We start from the raw sequence: 18,467 nt of genomic DNA on the forward strand, positions 1-18,467 counted from the left end.
GGCGGCGGAAGGCTCCGCCGCGTATCGATGCCTGTTAATACATTAGTCTGGAATTATTTTTTAGGCAATGGTTTGGTCGCCGGCTTGACTGTCAGCATATCCAGCTGTTTCGGTTCGCGCGCCGCTGCCGACGCCGGCTTCGATTGCGCCGGCTTGGCGGCGACCGCTGGTTTGGCCGCGGGCTTCGGCGCCGGCGCCGGGGGTGCCGATCTGGCGACCGGCGGCTTGACCGCGGCCACTGCCGGCCTGGCTGGCGCTACGGCGGTCTTGACCGCTGCCGGCGCTGGTGCCGGCCTGGCCTTGACTGCAGGCTGGGCTTCAACTGTGGCGACGGTTTTCGGCACCGGCCTGGCCTTGACCTCGACCGGCGCGGCCACCGCCTTGACCGGCGCCGCAGGCTTGGCGGCTTCCAGCGGTGTGGATGCAGCCGGTGCGGCGACTGGCGCTACCGCTGCTGGCGCAGGGGCCGCGACCACCTTGGGGGCTGCGGCAACCGGCGCGGCGGCAGGTGCAGCAGCGGTCGGCACTGGTTTCGGCGCCGGCGCTGGAATCGCCACCGGCGCGGCGGCATCCGCGCGGGACTTGGCCGATTGCAGCAAGTGAGCCTGGGTGCCGGACGCGATGCCGAACAGTTCGCGGCTGTAGGCCAGCACGCTATCGATATGCGGCTTGGCCTGGTTGGCGCTGACACTGAAGAAGTCGCGCGGGTCTTTGGTATCGAGCAATTGCCTGGCGGCGGCCGAGCCGGTTTCCAGTGCGGCCTTGCCGGCGCTGATGTTCAGGGCGATGATTTTTTCGGCGCTGTCGAAGGCTTTGCTGGTCAGCGTGTCGAGGATCTTGAACTGCGCTTCCAGCTGGGATTTGGCGACGCTTGAAAATTGTTCGGGAAGCGGAAACATATTTACTCCTTTGTACGGATTAAAATGCTGGCAAAACGCTCTGCAAATCCCGGAATCCAGACTTGGCCGCGTTTTGTGGATGGTTCATTCAATTTTGATGCAACGCAATACGAATATTCTAGCGGTGAATTCAGTTGGTTGAAAGTTATTTTTATTTGTGGTGCTGGCCGGTTCGATAGCCAAAGTCGGCGCTCAGAAGTTTGCGCTACCGCAATACGCTGCGCACTAGATTGTGCAATGAACTAAAATATCCGTAAAATTCTTGCAGTGCAGCATTAACGTTATTATCCAAGGTAACTATGGCAATCAAATTGAATCAAGAAGTGGAAAGCCGCTTGCTGGGCTCGATCCAACGCTACTGCGCGAGCAACATGGATGAAGAGGTGGGCGAACTGAAGGCCAAGTTGCTGCTCGACTTTTGCCTGCGCGAAATCGGCCCATCGATCTATAACCAGGCCATCCTCGACGCCCAGTCGGCGATGCAAGACAAGATCGCCGAAATCGACACGGTCTGCTATGAAACCGAATTCAGCTACTGGAACAAAAAATAAGCGCCGGCGCCGCTGCACACCATCAACACTCACCGGGAGTCCCCATGGATCTGGTCATCCGCAACGCCACCCTGCCTGACGGCCGCACGGCGGTCGATATCGCGATCGACGCCGGCCGCATCGCCGGCACCGGGCACAGGCTGCCGGTGCAGGGCGCAACCGAAATCGACGCCGCCGGCGACCTGGTCGCGCCGCCGTTCGTCGACGCCCATTTCCACATGGACGCGACGCTGAGCTACGGCTTGCCGCGCGTGAACCAATCCGGCACGCTGCTGGAAGGTATCGCGCTGTGGGGCGAGCTGAAACCGCAGCTGAGCCAGGACGCGCTGATCGAGCGCGCGCTGCAGTATTGCGACTGGGCGGTGGCGCGCGGCTTGCTGGCGATTCGCTCGCACGTCGATATTTGCGACGATCGCCTGCTGGCCGTCGAAGCGCTGCTGGACGTCAAGCGCCGGGTCGCGCCGTATCTCGACTTGCAACTGGTGGCGTTTCCGCAAGACGGCCTGTTGCGCAGCCCGACCGCGCTGGATAACCTGAAACGGGCGATCGGACTCGGCGTCGATGTGGTCGGCGGCATTCCGCACTTCGAACGGACCATGGCCGACGGCGCCGAATCGGTGCGCATCCTGTGCGAATTCGCGGCCGAGCGGGGCTTGCTGGTCGATATGCATTGCGACGAATCGGATGACCCGCTGTCGCGCCATATCGAGACGCTGGCCTTCCACAGCCAGCGTCTCGGCATGCAGGGCAGGGTGACCGGTTCGCACCTGACGTCGATGCATTCGATGGACAATTATTACGTCAGCAAATTGCTGCCGCTGATACGCGAGGCGGGCGTGGCGGCGATCGCCAACCCGCTGATCAACATCACGCTGCAAGGCCGCCACGACAGCTATCCGAAACGGCGCGGCATGACCCGCGTGCCGGAACTGCTGGCGGCCGGCATCGATGTCGCCTTCGGCCACGATTGCGTGATGGACCCGTGGTACAGCCTCGGTTCCGGCGACATGCTGGAAGTGGCGCACATGGGGCTGCACGTCGCGCAAATGACGGGGCAAGAGGCGATGCATGCGTGCTTCCTGGCGGTCACCGAGACCCCGGCGCGCATCCTCGGCCTGCAAGGGTATGGCTTGAGGCCGGGCTGCCACGCCGACCTGGTAATACTCGACGCCGGCAGCACGGCCGAAGCGATCCGCCTGCGCGCGGCGCGCCGGCTGGTGCTGCGCCGCGGGCAAGTGGTCAGCGAGGCGCCGCGCGGCACCGCCCGGCTGGCGCTGCCGGGCCGGCCGGGCCATGTCGATTTCCGGCTGCGGCGCTGATGCCGGGCGCGCTAGACTTGCCCGCTAAAATAAATCACAATCCCTTACTCATGATTCCGCAGGAGCTGTCTTGAAAGAAATCGAAATCCGTCCTGCCCAGGAAGCCGACTTTGAGGCGATGTGGGGTATCTTCCAGCAACTGGTGGCCAATGGCGACACCTACACCTTCGGCCCGGATACCAGCAAGGAGCGATGCCACGCCTACTGGTTCGGTCCCGGCGTGCAGAGTTTTGTCGCCGTGATGGGCAGCGAGCGATTGCTCGGCATGTACAAGCTGATCCCGAACCAGGCCGAGCTCGGCAACCATGTCGCCAACGCGTCGTTCATGGTCGATCCGGCCGCGCAAGGCGTCGGCGTCGGCAAGCTGCTGGGCGTGCACTGCATGGAACAGGCGCGCCAGTCAGGTTATCTGGCGATGCAATTCAACTTCGTGGTCAGCACCAATATCGGCGCGGTGATGTTATGGAAAAAGCTGGGTTTTACCATCATCGGCACCTTGCCGATGGCGTTCCGCCACGCGCAGCTGGGCTACGTCGACGCGTATGTGATGTACCAGTTGCTGAGCGACCCGAGCCACTGGCCGGGCTAGCACCTGCATCGGCCATGCCGGCTGGCCAGGACGCAGGACGAATGCAGACGGGATTTTTTGGCTCACCAGCGCAATATCCAGCGTGAACAGAGCGCACCCGCGATGGCGGGCAGCAGCATGCCGATAAAGAACCATAGCGACCAGAATGGCACGCTCATTTCGTCGCAGGTAAAGCAATACACCAGCGCGGCAATCGCGCCGGCCAGAAAACCGGCGACGAAACCGGTGATGCGAAAGCGCGTCGTCGCCAGGCCGCGGATGCTCCACATCAGGGCCAGCCAGACGGGGATCGAAATCGCGGCGATATTGAGCGAGCAGCTTTTCCAGGTTGCGCCAAACAGCAGCGCGTGCCGCTCAGGCGCCGCCAGCAGCACTTGCGCCGCGATCAGCCACGCCACGATGAACGGCGCCGCCACCAGCAGCCATTCATGGCGCGACGACAGGCCGGGCCGGGCCAGCCGCGACGTCAAGAAATACGCGATGGCGATCACCGACAGCATGAACGCCATGCGCCACAGGAACGGCGCGGTGGCGAATGCCGACGCCAGGTCGGGACGCGGTCCCCAGCCCAGCAGCATCACCAGCAGCGCGCCCACGGCGCCCGCGGCCAGCGCCTTGGCCAGCCATTTAAAAACGCCGTGCGGTACTGCCGTCTCGCTGCCGGCCGCTAAAAAATCAATCAGTTCTTCGGTCTTCATGGTCGTTCCTGTATTTTCCTGGCCAGCGTGCGCAAACCCCGGTGCACGCCGATTTTGACTGCGGATTCGGAAAGCCCGGTCAGCAGCGCGGTTTCCTTGACCGACAAGCCTTCCAGCTTGACATGCCGGATCGGCAGGCTTTGGCGCTCCGGCAATAGCTGCAATAACTCGCCGATATCGCGCTTCGCTTGTGCCGGCTGGTCATCGGCGCCGACAAACACGTCGGCATAATCATCGAGCGGCTCGTTCAACGCCGCATGGCGCGCATGGGAGTACAAAAAGTCCATCAGCTTGTATTTGGCGATCGCGTACACCCACGCTGTCAGCGGTTGCCCGGTGTCGTAAGTGTGGCGAGCGTTATGCACCGCCAGCAGCGTTTCCTGCAATACGTCTTCGACATGGTCCGGATAATTCAACAAGCGCCGTTTCAGGAATGCCCGCAGCCTGCCGCTCAAGGCACGCAGGAAAGCGCGATAGGCCGCGCTGTCGCCGTTCAAACCGGGCAACAGCAAGCTTTTCAATTGTTCCTCGACGTAGTTCTTATTTGTTATCGACACGATACCCTCTTGAAGCAGATCCACCGTACCGGCACGTTTTGCTTTCTCGTTTTGCTTTCCACTTGATAGCTATTCTCCGTGGGCGGCGTTCTGGTTACACCTCAAAAAAATTTATTTTTTTATCCGTCCCTGTAACCGGCGCGGCATTTCGGGAGAATTTACCTGTCGCAGGCTGATGCCGCTCTTTTTTTCACCTTACCAAGGATTTGATGATGTTGACTACTTTACGCCCAATTATTTGCGCCCTGTTACTGACCGGTTTGCTTCCTGCCAGCCACGCTGCCGAGCGCTGGCAGACGTTGCCGGACACTCCCGCCCCGATAGCCGCCGAACGCAGCGGCAAGGCCCGGGTCAATGGCATCGACCTGTATTATGCCGTCGCCGGCAAGGGCGCGCCGGTGATCCTGCTGCATGGCGGCCCGGCGAATTCGGATTACTGGTCCGGCCTGGCCACGGCGCTGAAAAAAGACCATACCGTGATCCTGGTCGATAGCCGCGGACATGGCCGCAGCAGCGACGACAGCCGGCCGCTTTCCTATGACCGGATGGCGGACGATGTGGTGCAACTGATGAATCACTTGAAAATCGCCAAGGCCGATATCGTCGGCTGGAGCGATGGCGCCAACGTCGGCCTCGATATCGCGTTGCGGCATGCGGCGCGGGTCGGGAAAATTGTCGCGTTCGGCGGCAACACGAACACTAGCGGAACGATAGCCGACGCCGATAAAAATCCCAATTTCGCCGCTTTTTTAGCCCGCGCCGAACAGGAATACATCAAGTTGAAGAAGACCACGCCGCAATCCTACGCGGCCTTCGTCGAAAAGATTTCGGTGATGTGGGGCGGCCAGCCGAATTGGACCGACCAGCAGTTGGCGTCGATCAAATCGAAGGTGCTGGTGATGGACGGCGATCACGACGAAGCGATCAAGCTGGAACATACCAAGTATATCGCGGCCAAAATTCCGGGCGCAAAACTGGTGATCTTGCCGAACACCAGTCACTTCGCCTTCCTGCAGGATCCGGTCGCTTTTAATGATACGGTGCGCGCTTTCCTGGCGAATTGACGCACGCTGACCGACGCCGGCCGGCAGCGATGGCCAGCCGGCGTTTTGAGCAACATAAATTTTTCGCGCAGCGTTAGATTTCGAGAGTCTTATTGATTAAACGCAATGTTAGTATTTCTACTGAGCAACGCCAATCGTTGCTCCGGTCACTTTCTGACTACCTGACCGTCCCCCAAGCTGAAGTTCGCAGGCCCTGATCTTTACCCGTGCCATGACGCAAGACGCTGCAGCGTCATGTTCCCGCGGTAAGAGGCGCGTTGTTCCCATGTTGTACAACGCCGTTTAAATTAAGCAATTGCTATCGTGCCATGGACAGCGCGCCGTCCATGGATAGTCACGCTTGATCGGCAATCATGAAATTCCTGACCATTCGACCGTGCTGCAGCAGCAGTTTTCCCATCATAAGGAGGTTGACACATGAGTAATGAATTCAAACGACGAGGTCCGTTAAAGGAAGCGGAAAGCTATCCTCCCTGGTTGCAGCAAGTCTTGCGGGACACCTCGCAGGCGCGCCAACTGGTGGCCGGACACGGGGTCTTCGCCGGCATGCGCGACGCCAGGCTCGGTGCGCGCGAATTCTACGCGTTTTTCGTCAATGGATGGCCGGTGGTTGAACAATTCCCGCAATATATGGCGATGAATTTGCTGAAGGCGCGTTTCGGCCGCTCGGAAGGCGAAGACATGGCGCGCCGCTATTTGACGCGCAATATCCGGGTCGAACAAAACCACGCCGATTATTGGGTCGACTGGGCCGGCATGCACGATGTCTCGAAAAGCACCTTGCTGCGCGCCGAAGGTCCGCCGGCCGCGTTCGCGCTGAGCCACTGGTGCTGGAGCAGCAGCAGCGCCGACTTGCTGGCGCAAAGCATGGCCGCGACCAATTACGCGATCGAAGGCGTGACCGGCGACTGGGCCACGCTGGTGTGCAGCGCGTCTCATTATGAAGACAGTTTTCCCGCCGCCAGCCGCAAGAAAGCCATGCGCTGGCTGCAGTTGCACGCCCATTACGACGATGCGCATCCATGGGAAGCGCTCGATATCGTCGCCACGCTGCTGGGCAGCGAACCGTCCCAGGAGTCCATCGACGGCGTGCGCAACAGCATCCTGACCAGCTTCAGCCACTTCAAGGCCAGCCTCGATTGCTGCGTCTGAGCGGCCGCTGACGCCCCCGCGTTTTAGCCTGGCTCAGGCTGATGGGGGCTGCGGATTGGCCGCGTTTTCCCAACCACCACCGAGTGCCTTGTACAGGCGGATCGCCGTCAGCGATACGTCGGCGTTGCAACGCAGTAGCGCGGTCTGCGCTTCCAGCAGATTGCGCTGCATCAGCAGCACGTCTGGCAAGGCGCGGCGCCAGCCTGGTAGCGGGCCAGCGCCGCATCATGCGCATCCTGATGATGGACGATGGTGTCTTGCGGGATGGCGCGGCGGCGTTGCACGGCGCCGTAGGCCAGCAAGGTGTCGTCGATTTCATGCCATGCGGTCAAGACGGTTGGTTGATAGCGGATCGCCGCTTCCTGCTGTTCGTCAAGCGCGCGCTGCAACTGGAAATCGGCCGCCAACAAGAACCTATCTCAGTAGTGAGCGTCGTCTGATGGCTGCTCGTCCGGAGCGTGGCCAAGGGGCGAGGAGGACGCATGGCGAGCCATACGACGAAGCAAGTCATAGATGAAGGCCGTATCCACGCTGTTGAGGGACTGTCAGCAGGCGATGTATTCTCTACTGGAATAGGTTCTAAGACGGGCGCGGCGCTGCCGTGCGTCGCTTTCGCGACGCCGCGCGGTACTTGACGTATTTCCATGACTGTTGCCCGTTGACACCAGTCAAGCTGGCTTGAAACAGCCTTTTCGACGGCGGCGATTCTTATACTATTTCCTTAGGCAAACACTTAGGCTCACAACATCGTGTCGCGAAAAGGAAATGCATGCCGCAAATTTCTTTGCAACTGCTTGTAACCGCGCTGTTGCTGCTGTGCTGTGCCGCGCTGGCGGCGCTGGCGGCCAGCCAATGGCGCGCCGCGCGGCAGTGGCGCGGGCGCTGCCTGGGCCGCGCCGAACCGCCGGCGGGAATGGGGGCGGACGTCACGGCGGCCGGTGCGATGCTGCATGCGCTGCCGGCGGCCGTGATCGGCACCGACCGCGGCGGCATGGTGTCTTACCTGAATCCGCGCGCCGCGCTGATGAGCGGCTGCGCGCCGGAAGACGCGATCGGCAAGCCGATGGGCGAATTGCTGGTGATGTACCAGGATGGCGTGGCCGTCGATCCGGGGCTGCAATTGCAGGAATGCCTGCTGCGCCACGATGTGCTGGAAGCGGCGCGCGGCGCGGTGCTGTTGCGCCGTTCGGACGGCAAGCGCATCGACGTGCAATACACTTGTGCGCCATTGACCGAAGAACAGGGCGGCGCGCTGCTGCTGCTGCACGACGTGTCGGCGCGCCGCAGCGCCGAGGCGCGGCTGGAATTCATCGCCCACCACGACGGCTTGACCGGCTTGCCGAACCGGCTGCATTTCCAGATCCGCTTCGAGCACGGCATCGCGTATGCGCGGCGCCATCGCGGCTTGCTGGCGGTGCTGTTCGTCGATATCGACCGCTTCAAGGCCATCAACGACAGCCTCGGTCATGACGTCGGCGACCAGGTGCTGATCGAATTCGCGCACCGCATCCAGCAATGCGTGCGCAAGGTCGATACGGTGGCGCGCCAGGGCGGCGACGAGTTCATCATCCTGCTGACCGAAATGCACACGCCGCAAGACGCAGAACGGGTCGCCGAAAAAATCGTCAACGCGATCGCCGCGCCGTTCGTGATCGGCGAATACAGCCTGTCGGTGGCGGCCAGCGTCGGCCTGGCGATCTATCCGGACGACGACGACGACGTCCATGCGCTGATCGAAAAAGCCGACCTGGCGATGTACGCCGCCAAGCGCCGCGCGCCCGGCACCTGTTTGCGCTACGCGCCGCGGATGCAGGCGCAATCGCCGTCGTATATGCGCACCATCCTGGAAACCGCGCTGGGCCACGCGCTGGAACGCGACGAATTCGTGCTGTATTACCAGCCGCGGCTGGACTTGAAGGCGCAGCGCATCAGCGGCGTCAAGGCACTGATACGCTGGAAGCATCCGGACCTGGGGCTGGTGATGCCGCTCGATTTCCTGCCGATCCTGGAAGAGAGCGCGCTGATCCTGCCGGTCGGCGCCTGGGTGCTGGCCACCGCCGCCGCGCAAGCCCGGCGCTGGATGCTGCAGGGCCAGCCCTTGCGGGTCTCGGTCAGCCTGTCGGCGCGGCAGTTTTACCAGCGCGACATCGTGCAGAATTTCACCGCGATACTGGATGCGGCCGGCGTGCCCGGTTCCTGCATCGAGCTGGAAATCGCCGCCGCGATCCTGATCGACAGCAACCAGAATTGCGAAGCGATCCTGCGCCAGTTCCGCCAGATGGGCATGGCGATTTCGATCAGCGATTTCGGCACCGGCGACGCGTCGCTGAATTACCTGAAACGCTTCCCGGTCGATGCCGTGAAAATCGAAAAATGCTTCATCGAAGATCTCGACAAAACCGATGCGGAGGGCGACGCCGAAGCCGGTGCGATGGCGCGCGCCATCGTGGCGATGGCGCACACCCTGAAGTTGCGCACCATCGCCAGCGGCGTCGAAACCAGCGCGCAACTGGAACAGCTGGCGTTGATGGGCTGCGATGAAGCGTTCGGCTTTTACCTGGGCCGCGCGGTGGCGCCGGCCGAGATCGACGGTTTGATCAAGAGCGGCATCGATCCTTCCGCGCTGGCCTGGCCCGATTAAGAGCCTATCCCAGTAGATGAATACGTCCCCTGCTGGCGCCCCTCAGCAGCGGGGACTGCGTTGATCGTCGTCGCGTGGCGCGCCACGCTTGCTCCTCACGCCTGGTCCGCGCTGCTGATGCGCGGCCAGAACAAGACGCTTACTACTGGGATAGTCTCTAAGACCACCAGATAAACGCTCATCTGCATCCGTAGCGTGATTTCATGCGTCTGAAACCTTCTTTCATGCGGCACTCCAGGGCAGGCGATCCATCGCATATAACAGCGCCGCGATCACCAGCGACGGCGTTAATAGCCCCAGCCAGGCGCGCCATGCGCTACGGGCGGCGAACACCCACAGTACCGCGCACGCATAGATGGTGAACGACAGCAGCGTGGCGCTCGGCGCCGCCTCGGCGCGGGCCAGCGGCAGGCCGGCCGCCATCAGCGCGGTGACCAGCGCCGCCAGCAGATAGCCGCCGCAAATGGCGGCCAGCGCGCGCGAGGCGACCGCCAGGCGGTCGCGCACCACGCCGGTCAAGCCGATTCGCCGCAGCGGGGGCAGTTTGAAGGACGGCATCGGCGGGTCAATACTGGTAACGCAGGTTCAGCGACGCATTGCGCGGATCGCTGGCGGCACGGATGGAAAGAGCGTGGCGTCGCGCCATGAAGCATCCTTTGATGACGGCGCCTGGTCGGGGCCGGAAGTGGTCAAGGCAAGGCTGGCGTGGCGGGAAGCGTGCTGGCGGTCTGGTCGCCAGCGGCGGCGTTGGCGGCGGGCCTGTCCGCACTGGCGGCGATCATTTACCCGCATAAATGAGAGTGATTCCTATTCTATTGCAAAGATAATAGTCATGCAAGTGTGTCAACTTGCTATGGATGCGCCGAGTACCGTATGGCTACGGTAAAATTGACCATGAATATGGAGGCAATATGGCGATTCTGACAGTCAACACTACGCCGATTCCCGATCAGCGTCCCGGCACGTCCGGCTTGCGGAAGAAAGTCGCGCTGTTCCGGCAAGCGGCTTATCTGGAAAATTTCGTGCAAAGCGTGTTCGACACGCTGGGCGATTGCAGCGGCCAGACGCTGGTGCTGGGCGGCGATGGACGATTTTATAACCGCACGGCGATCCAGACCGTGCTGCGCATGGCGGCGGCGCACGGTTATGCGCGGGTGCTGCTGGGGCGCGGCGGCATCCTGTCGACGCCGGCAGTCAGTTGTGTGATCCGTAAACATCGCGCCTCGGGCGGCATCATCTTGTCGGCCAGTCATAATCCGGGTGGCCCGGACGGCGATTTCGGCATCAAGTACAACATCGCCAACGGCGGCCCGGCGCCGGAAAAGATCACGGAAGCCATTTTTGCACATACGCAAACCATCGCTGCCTACCGCATCAGCGATACGCCTGACATCGACCTCGATACGCTGGGCTCGGTGCGCATCGGCACCATGCTGGTCGAGGTCATCGATCCGGTGGCCGACTATGCGGAACTGATGCAGGACCTGTTCGATTTCGACGCGATCCGCGCGCTGTTCGGCGGCGGTTTCCGCATGTGCTACGACGGCATGCACGCGGTTTCCGGACCGTACGCCAAAGCCATCCTGGAAGACTTGCTGGGCGCACCGGCCGGCACGGTCATCAATGCGCTGCCGCTGGAAGATTTCGGCGGCCACCATCCCGATCCGAACCCGGTCAACGCCGCTGAATTGATTGCGCGCATGGCCGGCCCCGACGCGCCCGATTTCGGCGCCGCGTCCGACGGCGACGGCGACCGCAACATGATCGTCGGCCGCGACTTCGACGTGACCCCGTCCGACAGCCTGGCGCTGCTGGCCGAACACGCGATGCTGACGCCCGGCTACCGCGGCGGCATCAAGGGCATCGCGCGCTCGATGCCGACCTCGCGCGCGCCCGACAAGGTGGCGGCCGCGCTGGAAGTCCCCTGTTTTGAAACGCCGACCGGCTGGAAGTTTTTCGGCAACCTGCTCGACGCCGGCAAAGTGACTTTGTGCGGTGAAGAAAGCTACGGCACCGGATCGTGTCATGTGCGCGAAAAAGATGGCTTGTGGGCAGTGCTGTTCTGGCTCAACGTGCAAGCGGCCAGCGGCAAACTGGTGCCGCAACTGGTGCGCGAACATTGGCGCCGCTTTGGCCGCCACTATTATTCGCGCCATGATTACGAAGCGATCGACGGCGCTGCCGCCGACGGCCTGATGCAGCAGCTGCGCGGCAAGCTGGCCGGATTGGCAGGGCAAACGCTGCAAGGTTACACGGTGGAGTTGGCGGACGATTTCTGCTACACCGATCCGGTCGACGCTGGCGTCTCCGAGCGGCAAGGCGTGCGCATCTTGCTGACCGACGGTTCGCGCATCGTATTGCGGCTGTCCGGCACCGGCACCGAAGGCGCGACATTGCGGGTCTACCTGGAGCGCTACGAAGCCGACCCGGCGCAACATGCGATCCCGACCCAGCAAGCGCTGGCCGGCCTGATCGCGCTGGCGGAACGGATCGCCGACATCAAGGCGCGCACCGGCCGTGCCGCACCAACCGTGACAACTTGAATGTCCGGCTTTCGGTTTTATCTGGTTAGCTGTAGAGATTTCGCCGATTGCCGGTTTGCCCCATCGGTTTGTCTATGCGCTGTTCAGTGTCTGGGGCGAGTTGGACGGATATGCTCATGTCGCCTCTCCTTGTCGCTACATCCGCATGGCATCACTGTAGCGCAAGCGAAGAGCCTATCCCAGTAGTGAGCGTCTTGTTCTGGCCGCGCATCGGGAGCGCGGAGCAGGCGTGAGGAGCAAGCGTGAGGAGCAAGCGTGGCGGGCCACGCGACGACGATCAACGCAGTCCCCGTTACTGAGGGGCGCCAGAACAGGACGTATTCATCTACTGGGATAGGCTCTTAAGCGGCACACCGTGGACAGAGCACAATGATGTGGCCTGTCCACGGTTGTATTCAAGCTTTGCGGTAGTTGTCGAGCATTTTGTAGCGCTTCGCATACAGGCCGAAGGCCAGCGTCGCCAGTGCGGCGAAGGCGGCGAAGAAGAACATCTGGAAGGCGGTCACGCTGATGCCGCTGTGGCCGATCTGGCCGATGACGGTTTCATTCATGACGCTCTTGTTGACGATTAAGACCCACAGGTTGCCGACCGTGGTGGACAAGTTCCAGAAGCTCATGATCGCGCCTTTCATCGACGCCGGCGCCTGGCTGTACGCGAACTCCAGGCCGGTTGCCGACACCAGTACTTCGCCGAAGGTCAGCAGCGCATACGGCAGGATTTGCCACATGATCGACACTGCCGAACCGCTGTCGAGCGACAGTTGCAAGGTGCCGATGACGATCCAGGCCAGCGCCGAAAAGCCGATGCCGGCGGTCATGCGGCGCAATGCCGTCGCTTCCCAGCCGAAACGGTTCAGCATCGGGTACAGCACTAGGTTGTTGAATGGAATCAGCAGCATCACCAGCATCGGGTTCAGCGCCTGCATTTGCGCCGGCAAGAACCACTCGGGCTTGGTCATGCCGTTGGCCTGCACGATCCAGGTCGACGCTTTTTGGTCGAACAGCGAAAAGAAGGGCGTGACCAGCGCGAAGATGATCAGGATGCGCAATACCGCGCGCACGCCTTCGACCGCTACGTCCGGATGGATGCCGCGCGCCCGCTCCAGTTGCAGCGCGGTGCCGATGCCGCCGAACGCCAGCAGCAAGACCAGCGCGGTACAGGCCGAGATGACGAAGCCCCACGCACCGGCCATGCACAGCGCGCCGAACGCCGCCGCCGCGCCGAAGCCGGCCACCACCAGGCCCGGACGCGACTGGCCCGGCGCGCGCGCCAGCAAGGCGCTGCGCGACACGCGCAGGAATGAATCGGGATTCGGCGGCGCCGGCGGCACGTGCACGTATTTCTTGCTGCCCATCCAGAACACGATGGTCGCCATCAGCATCATCACGCCTGGAATGCCGAAGGCAATCGCCGGACCGTAGTCGCGCAGGAAGATCGGCATCAGCAGCGATGCGAAGAACGAGCCGAAATTGATGATCCAGTAAAACATGTCGAACACCAGCTTGGCTTTGTGCTTGTTGCTCTGGTCGAACTGGTCGCCGACAAACGACGCCACCAGCGGCTTGATGCCGCCGGAACCGAAGGCGATCAGGAACAGGCCGAAATAAAAGCCCTTGATATTGTCCTCAAACACGGCCAGGCAGGCGTGGCCGGCGCAATAGACCAGACTGAGCCATAAGATGGTGTTGTATTTGCCGAAGAAGCGGTCGGCCAGCCAGCCGCCCAGCAGCGGAAAGAAATACACGCCGATGACGAAGGTGTGGAACACATCCTTGGCTTCGCCGGTGCGCTGTTCGTACGGGATCAGCAGCAGCAGGGTGCTGATCAGGAATGGCGTCAGGATGTTGCGCATGCCATAGAAACTGAAGCGTTCACACCCTTCATTGGCGATGATGTACGGTATTTGCCGGGGCATGCGCCCGGTTGCGGTGGGTGTTTCGGCCTGTGACATGGCGCGCGCTCTCCTAATTTTTATAAGTCCGCGATGCTAAGCTGAAGCGGCGCGCACTGGCAACACCAAATGTGGCTTTGATGCTATTTGTCGTGTTTTTTTGATAGATAAAGATCATACAGGTATAAGGCTGATAATATTTTTCTATCTGCAATATTTTGTGCTGTTGCCGTGCCGTGCTTGCGATTGAATGTCATGCTGAAATAAAACTTGAATTTTTACATTGTCAAGTTAAGATATATCTTATTACGATATATCTTATGGGACTATCATGTTGCATTTATTGCGCGGTTCGCACCGCTTGCACGTTCATGCCCATCATGGCGGCGCTGCTGGCGGACGTGGTCCGAAGCGCTTCGACGCCGGTGCGATGCGTTATGTCGTCTTGCAACTGATCGCCGATAAACCACGCCATGGCTACGAAATCATCAAGGCTATCGAGCAGCGCGCCGGCGGCGGTTATGCGCCGAGTCCGGGGGCGATTTATCCGCTGCTGGCGATGTTGCTGGACCTGGGCCATGTATCGGCGACCCCGGATGGCAACAAGAAGTTGCACAGCATTACGCCGGAAGGGCTGGTTTTCCTGCAAGATAACCGGCAATACGCCGATGCGATCCTGGCGCGGATGGATGGCGCCGGCGAACATTGCGACGACTTGCGCCATTTGATGCATCAACTGAAGGAAGCGGTCGCGTCGCGTGTCCATCTCGACGGCCCGACGACGGCGCGGGCCGATGGCGTGCGCGCGATATTGCGCCAGGCCATACGCGATATCGATGCACTGAAGTAACTCCGGGTTCCCCCTTTACCTGTAAAAGAAGAAAAAATGCATACACCTGTCTTACCCTCTGCCTTACCGTTATTATCGGCCGGCCGCGAACGAGCCCTGCTGTGGCTGCTGGCGCTGATTCAATTTACCGTCATCATGGATTTCATGGTGATGATGCCGCTGGCGCCGCAATTGATGCACGCCTTCGCCATCGGTCCGGCCGCCGTGTCGGGCGCGGTGTCGGCCTACGCCTGGTGCGCCGGTTTGTCCGGCTTGCTGGCCATCACGTATATCGACCGTTTCGACCGCAAGAACTTGTTGCTGATGATGTTTTGCCTGTTCACGCTGTCGAACCTGGCGTGCGCGATGGCGCCGAATTTCCACGTGCTGGTGCTGTCGCGCGCGTTTGCCGGACTGACCGGCGGCGTGCTGGGCGCCATCATCATGGCCATCATCGGCGACGTGATTCCCGCCGAGCGCCGCGGCGCCGCGTCCGGCATCGTCATGACGTCGTTCAGCCTGGCCGCGGTGGCCGGCGTGCCGCTCGGCGTCAGCCTGGCGGCGCACTTCAACTGGGCCGCGCCGTTTTATTTGCTGGTCATCTTTTCGCTGCTGATCTGGCTCGGCGCGGCGCGCGTCTTGCCGGAATTGAACAGTCACCGTGCCGGCAAGCCGGCCACGCTGGCCGAAGTCTTGCCCAACCTGCTGAACCTGTTCCGCGAGCGGCGCCATCTGTATGCGTTCTTGCTGTCCATGATGAATATTACGGCCAGCATGCTGGTGATCCCGTTTATTTCGCCTGTACTGGTCGGCAATCTCGGCATCGCGCCGGGCGATATCGGCTGGGCTTACCTGGCGGGCGGCGCGACGACGCTGTTCACCGCGCGCTGGATCGGCAAATGGTCGGACCGCAGCGGCAAGCACCGGGCGTACCGCCTGGTGGCGCTGTTTTCGATCTTGCCCATGCTGTTTGTCACGCATATGCCGCAACTGTCCTTGCTGGCGGTTATGGTGACTTTCTCTTTCTTTATGATCCCTGTTTCCGGGCGTAATATCCCGATGCAAGCATTGCTGACCACGATACCGGAACCGTCGCGGCGCGGCGCCTTTCTCAGCGCCAATTCGGCGATCCAGCAAGTGGGCAGCGGGCTGGGCGCATGGCTGGGCGGCCTGACCTTGCAGGTCGACAGCGCCGGCCACATCAGCGGTTATGGCATCAATGGCTGGATCGCGGCCGGGGTGACCTTGTTTACCGTGCTGTGGGTGGGCCGCGTGCAAGCGCAGTCGCCGGCGACGATCTTGCCGACGACGCCAACAGCGGCTTGACGCGGATGAGTTACTGGGCGCCGCTGCGCTGCATCGGCCGCTTTTCCTTGCGCCAGCGATCCAGGCTCAGCAATTCATCGCCGATCAAGTCTTCCACCAGGATCTCTGTGCTGTGCTGGGCGACCAGGAAGCTTTCCCAGCGGTGCGCCGCTTCGGGAGTATTTTCGACAAAGCTCAATTGCCAGTAGCTCTTGCCTTCGATCAGCATCGGCTCGGGATCGTATTCGATCACCGCGCCATGCGATTTGCCGGCCGATTGTTGTTCGATGCAGGCCGACCATGCTTGCAACTCAGGCAGGCTCATCAGGTCTGCCAGCGCTTGCTCCTTGCTGCGCGCGCCAGCTTTCGGCGCGGTTGCCGCCGGCGCAGCCGCTGATGCGGTAGCGGATGCCGTAGCTACGGCAGCAACCGGCGCAGTGACTGCCGGTTGAGCGTGCCAATAATAGCCGGCCAGTCCGGCCGCCAGCAAGCCGGCCAGTGTCCCTGCGATAACCGCGGTTTTCGACGATGATGCGGATTGCGACATGATGGACGGCCTTTGCTGGGTGACGTTGCTGAAATAGTTGCAGGAGTAGTTGCGGGAATACTAAACCAAAGTCATGCAGGGGACAATCATTGTCCGTGAGTGGCGTTCACTGCGACGGTTTTTTCCAGAAAAAAAGGCTATCTCCAACAGAAGATAGCCTTTCGGTGATGCCGATGGCAGGTCTGGCGCAGTCGTTACCCCGCGCCTTGACCCGCCCGCAATTACATCATGCCGTCCATACCGCCCATGCCGCCCATACCACCCATGCCGCCGCCCATGCCGCCGGCTGCTTTGTCTTCTGGGACTTCGCATACCATGCAATCGGTGGTCAGCATCAGCGATGCGATCGATGCGGCGTTTTGCAGGGCCGAACGGGTGACTTTTGCTGGATCCAGCACGCCCATTTCAACCATGTCGCCGTAGGTGCCGTTGGCGGCGTTGTAACCGTAGTTACCTTTGCCGGCCAATACCGCGGCCACGACCACCGAAGCTTCGTCGCCGGCGTTTTGCACGATCATGCGCAGCGGCTCTTCCATTGCGCGCAGAACGATCTTGATGCCTGCGTCCTGGTCGGCGTTGTCGCCTTTGACGGTGATGTTGGCGCGTGCGCGCAGCAGGGCTACGCCGCCGCCTGGCACGATGCCTTCTTCCACGGCGGCGCGGGTCGCGTGCAGTGCATCTTCAACGCGGGCTTTTTTCTCTTTCATTTCGACTTCGGTGGCTGCGCCAACCTTGATCACTGCAACGCCGCCGGCCAGTTTGGCCACGCGCTCTTGCAGTTTTTCACGGTCGTAGTCCGAGGTCGCTTCTTCGATTTGCACGCGCACTTGCTTGACGCGCGCTTCGATCGAGCCAGCTTCGCCGGCGCCATCGATGACGATGGTGTTTTCTTTGCCGACTTCGATACGCTTGGCCTGGCCCAGTTCGGCCAGCGTGACTTTTTCCAGCGTCAGGCCGACTTCTTCGGCGATCACCTGGCCGCCGGTCAGCACAGCGATGTCTTCCAGCATGGCTTTGCGGCGGTCGCCGAAGCCTGGTGCTTTCACTGCGCAAGTTTTCAGGATGCCGCGGATGTTGTTGACCACCAGGGTCGCCAGCGCTTCGCCTTCGATGTCTTCTGCGATGATCAGCAGTGGACGGCCGGCTTTGGCGACTTGTTCCAGTACCGGCAGCAGATCGCGGATGTTCGAGATTTTCTTGTCGCACAGCAGGACGAATGGATTGTCCAGGATGGCAACTTGTTTCTCTTGGTTGTTGATGAAGTATGGCGACAGGTAGCCGCGGTCGAATTGCATACCTTCAACGATATCCAGTTCGTCGTTCAGCGATTTACCGTCTTCCACGGTGATCACGCCTTCTTTGCCGACTTTTTCCATCGCTTCGGCGATACGCTCGCCGATCGACGCATCCGAGTTGGCCGAGATCGAACCGACTTGGGCGATTTCCTTGGTGGTGGTGCAAGGACGGGCGATTTTAGCCAGCTCTTCGACGGTGGCTGCAACAGCCTTGTCGATGCCGCGCTTCAAGTCCATCGGGTTCATGCCGGCGGCAACGAACTTCATGCCTTCGCGCACGATGGCTTGCGCCAGCACGGTCGCGGTGGTGGTGCCGTCGCCGGCGTTGTCGCTGGTGCGGGAAGCGACTTCCTTGACCATTTGCGCGCCCATGTTCATGAGCTTGTCTTTCAGTTCGATCTCTTTAGCGACCGACACGCCGTCCTTGGTGACGGTAGGGGCGCCGAACGAACGCTCCAGTACCACGTTGCGGCCTTTCGGACCCAGCGTGACCTTGACTGCGTTGGCGAGGATGTTGACGCCTTCAACCATTTTGGCGCGCGCTGCGTCGCCGAAAACTACTTCTTTAGCTGCCATGTTTAATGCT

General features: G+C 61.3%; 18 protein-coding genes. 9 read left to right on the forward strand and 9 right to left on the reverse strand.

The features are described from left to right. Nucleotides 1-53: 53 nt before the first annotated feature. On the reverse strand, nt 54-899 hold the full coding sequence (locus GJA_RS25995; protein ID WP_051780329.1) for a phasin family protein: 846 nt from the start codon (nt 897-899) through the stop codon (nt 54-56). A gap of 299 nt (nt 900-1,198) precedes the next feature. Here GJA_RS25995 and GJA_RS04985 point away from each other — a divergent pair, with 299 nt between their 5' ends. From GJA_RS04985 to GJA_RS04995, 3 genes are all read left to right on the forward strand, one after another. After that, nucleotides 1,199-1,450 (forward strand): DUF2164 domain-containing protein, encoded by a 252-nt coding sequence (locus GJA_RS04985; protein WP_038489379.1) that lies wholly within the window; start codon nt 1,199-1,201, stop codon nt 1,448-1,450. A gap of 44 nt (nt 1,451-1,494) precedes the next feature. Next, nucleotides 1,495-2,769 carry an amidohydrolase family protein gene (locus GJA_RS04990; RefSeq protein WP_038489381.1) on the forward strand — a complete coding sequence of 425 codons (1,275 nt, stop codon included), beginning with the start codon at nt 1,495-1,497 and terminating at the stop codon, nt 2,767-2,769. Nucleotides 2,770-2,839: 70 nt separating this feature from the next. After that, on the forward strand, nt 2,840-3,358 hold the full coding sequence (locus GJA_RS04995; RefSeq protein ID WP_038489384.1) for a GNAT family N-acetyltransferase: 519 nt from the start codon (nt 2,840-2,842) through the stop codon (nt 3,356-3,358). A 62-nt stretch (nt 3,359-3,420) separates the two neighbouring features. Here the strand turns inward: GJA_RS04995 and GJA_RS05000 are convergent, their stop codons facing one another. After that, entirely contained in the window at nt 3,421-4,056 is a 636-nt protein-coding gene (locus tag GJA_RS05000; protein WP_038489386.1) for a DUF1109 domain-containing protein, read from the reverse strand. Then, a complete protein-coding gene (locus GJA_RS05005; protein ID WP_051781363.1) occupies nt 4,053-4,616 on the reverse strand; it encodes a sigma-70 family RNA polymerase sigma factor in 564 nt (187 codons plus the stop codon). Before GJA_RS05005 ends, GJA_RS05000 begins: the two co-directional genes overlap by 4 nt. Nucleotides 4,617-4,825: 209 nt before the next feature. Here GJA_RS05005 and GJA_RS05010 point away from each other — a divergent pair, with 209 nt between their 5' ends. Further along, nucleotides 4,826-5,677 (forward strand): alpha/beta fold hydrolase, encoded by an 852-nt coding sequence (locus GJA_RS05010; protein WP_051780332.1) that lies wholly within the window; start codon nt 4,826-4,828, stop codon nt 5,675-5,677. 417 nt (nt 5,678-6,094) lie between these two features. Then, nucleotides 6,095-6,829: an iron-containing redox enzyme family protein gene (locus tag GJA_RS05015; RefSeq protein WP_038489388.1), complete on the forward strand. Its 735-nt coding sequence runs from the start codon at nt 6,095-6,097 to the stop codon at nt 6,827-6,829. A 33-nt stretch (nt 6,830-6,862) separates the two neighbouring features. Here the strand turns inward: GJA_RS05015 and GJA_RS27725 are convergent, their stop codons facing one another. Together GJA_RS27725 and GJA_RS05020 are read right to left on the reverse strand one after the other, a co-directional pair. Then, nucleotides 6,863-7,018 carry a hypothetical protein gene (locus tag GJA_RS27725; protein ID WP_156484112.1) on the reverse strand — a complete coding sequence of 52 codons (156 nt, stop codon included), beginning with the start codon at nt 7,016-7,018 and terminating at the stop codon, nt 6,863-6,865. Next, the gene (locus GJA_RS05020; protein WP_038489390.1) at nt 7,000-7,239 is read right to left on the reverse strand and encodes a hypothetical protein; all 240 of its coding nucleotides are present in this window, start codon (nt 7,237-7,239) and stop codon (nt 7,000-7,002) included. Before GJA_RS05020 ends, GJA_RS27725 begins: the two co-directional genes overlap by 19 nt. 359 nt (nt 7,240-7,598) lie before the next feature. On the opposite strand from GJA_RS05020, the gene GJA_RS05025 reads away from it, so the two are divergent. Continuing rightward, nucleotides 7,599-9,470: a putative bifunctional diguanylate cyclase/phosphodiesterase gene (locus GJA_RS05025; protein ID WP_061301581.1), complete on the forward strand. Its 1,872-nt coding sequence runs from the start codon at nt 7,599-7,601 to the stop codon at nt 9,468-9,470. Nucleotides 9,471-9,692: 222 nt separating this feature from the next. On the opposite strand, the gene GJA_RS05030 is transcribed toward GJA_RS05025, so the two are convergent. Next, nucleotides 9,693-10,028, reverse strand: a complete 336-nt coding sequence (locus tag GJA_RS05030; protein WP_051780334.1) for a DUF3649 domain-containing protein — start codon at nt 10,026-10,028, stop codon at nt 9,693-9,695. Between the two features lie 353 nt (nt 10,029-10,381). On the opposite strand from GJA_RS05030, the gene GJA_RS05035 reads away from it, so the two are divergent. Continuing rightward, the gene (locus tag GJA_RS05035) at nt 10,382-12,013 is read left to right on the forward strand and encodes an alpha-D-glucose phosphate-specific phosphoglucomutase (protein WP_038489392.1); all 1,632 of its coding nucleotides are present in this window, start codon (nt 10,382-10,384) and stop codon (nt 12,011-12,013) included. A gap of 395 nt (nt 12,014-12,408) precedes the next feature. Here the strand turns inward: GJA_RS05035 and GJA_RS05040 are convergent, their stop codons facing one another. Further along, a complete protein-coding gene (locus tag GJA_RS05040) occupies nt 12,409-13,965 on the reverse strand; it encodes a POT-type proton-dependent oligopeptide transporter (protein WP_038489395.1) in 1,557 nt (518 codons plus the stop codon). A gap of 271 nt (nt 13,966-14,236) precedes the next feature. Here GJA_RS05040 and GJA_RS05045 point away from each other — a divergent pair, with 271 nt between their 5' ends. Both GJA_RS05045 and GJA_RS05050 read left to right on the forward strand, forming a co-directional pair. Then, nucleotides 14,237-14,755 carry a PadR family transcriptional regulator gene (locus tag GJA_RS05045; protein WP_038489399.1) on the forward strand — a complete coding sequence of 173 codons (519 nt, stop codon included), beginning with the start codon at nt 14,237-14,239 and terminating at the stop codon, nt 14,753-14,755. Nucleotides 14,756-14,791: 36 nt separating this feature from the next. Then, complete coding sequence (locus GJA_RS05050) at nt 14,792-16,060, forward strand: MFS transporter (protein WP_038489402.1); 1,269 nt, start codon at nt 14,792-14,794, stop codon at nt 16,058-16,060. Nucleotides 16,061-16,070: 10 nt separating this feature from the next. Here GJA_RS05050 and GJA_RS05055 read toward each other — a convergent pair whose 3' ends face one another. Both GJA_RS05055 and groL read right to left on the reverse strand, forming a co-directional pair. Beyond that, nucleotides 16,071-16,586, reverse strand: coding sequence for a hypothetical protein (locus GJA_RS05055; RefSeq protein WP_038489406.1), 516 nt, complete (start codon nt 16,584-16,586; stop codon nt 16,071-16,073). A gap of 221 nt (nt 16,587-16,807) precedes the next feature. Next, a complete protein-coding gene (groL, locus tag GJA_RS05060; protein ID WP_038489409.1) occupies nt 16,808-18,457 on the reverse strand; it encodes a chaperonin GroEL in 1,650 nt (549 codons plus the stop codon). Nucleotides 18,458-18,467 lie beyond the last annotated feature (10 nt).

Origin of the sequence: Janthinobacterium agaricidamnosum NBRC 102515 = DSM 9628 (genome assembly GCF_000723165.1) — a bacterium.
In the GTDB taxonomy this organism is placed as follows: domain Bacteria; phylum Pseudomonadota; class Gammaproteobacteria; order Burkholderiales; family Burkholderiaceae_D; genus Janthinobacterium; species Janthinobacterium agaricidamnosum.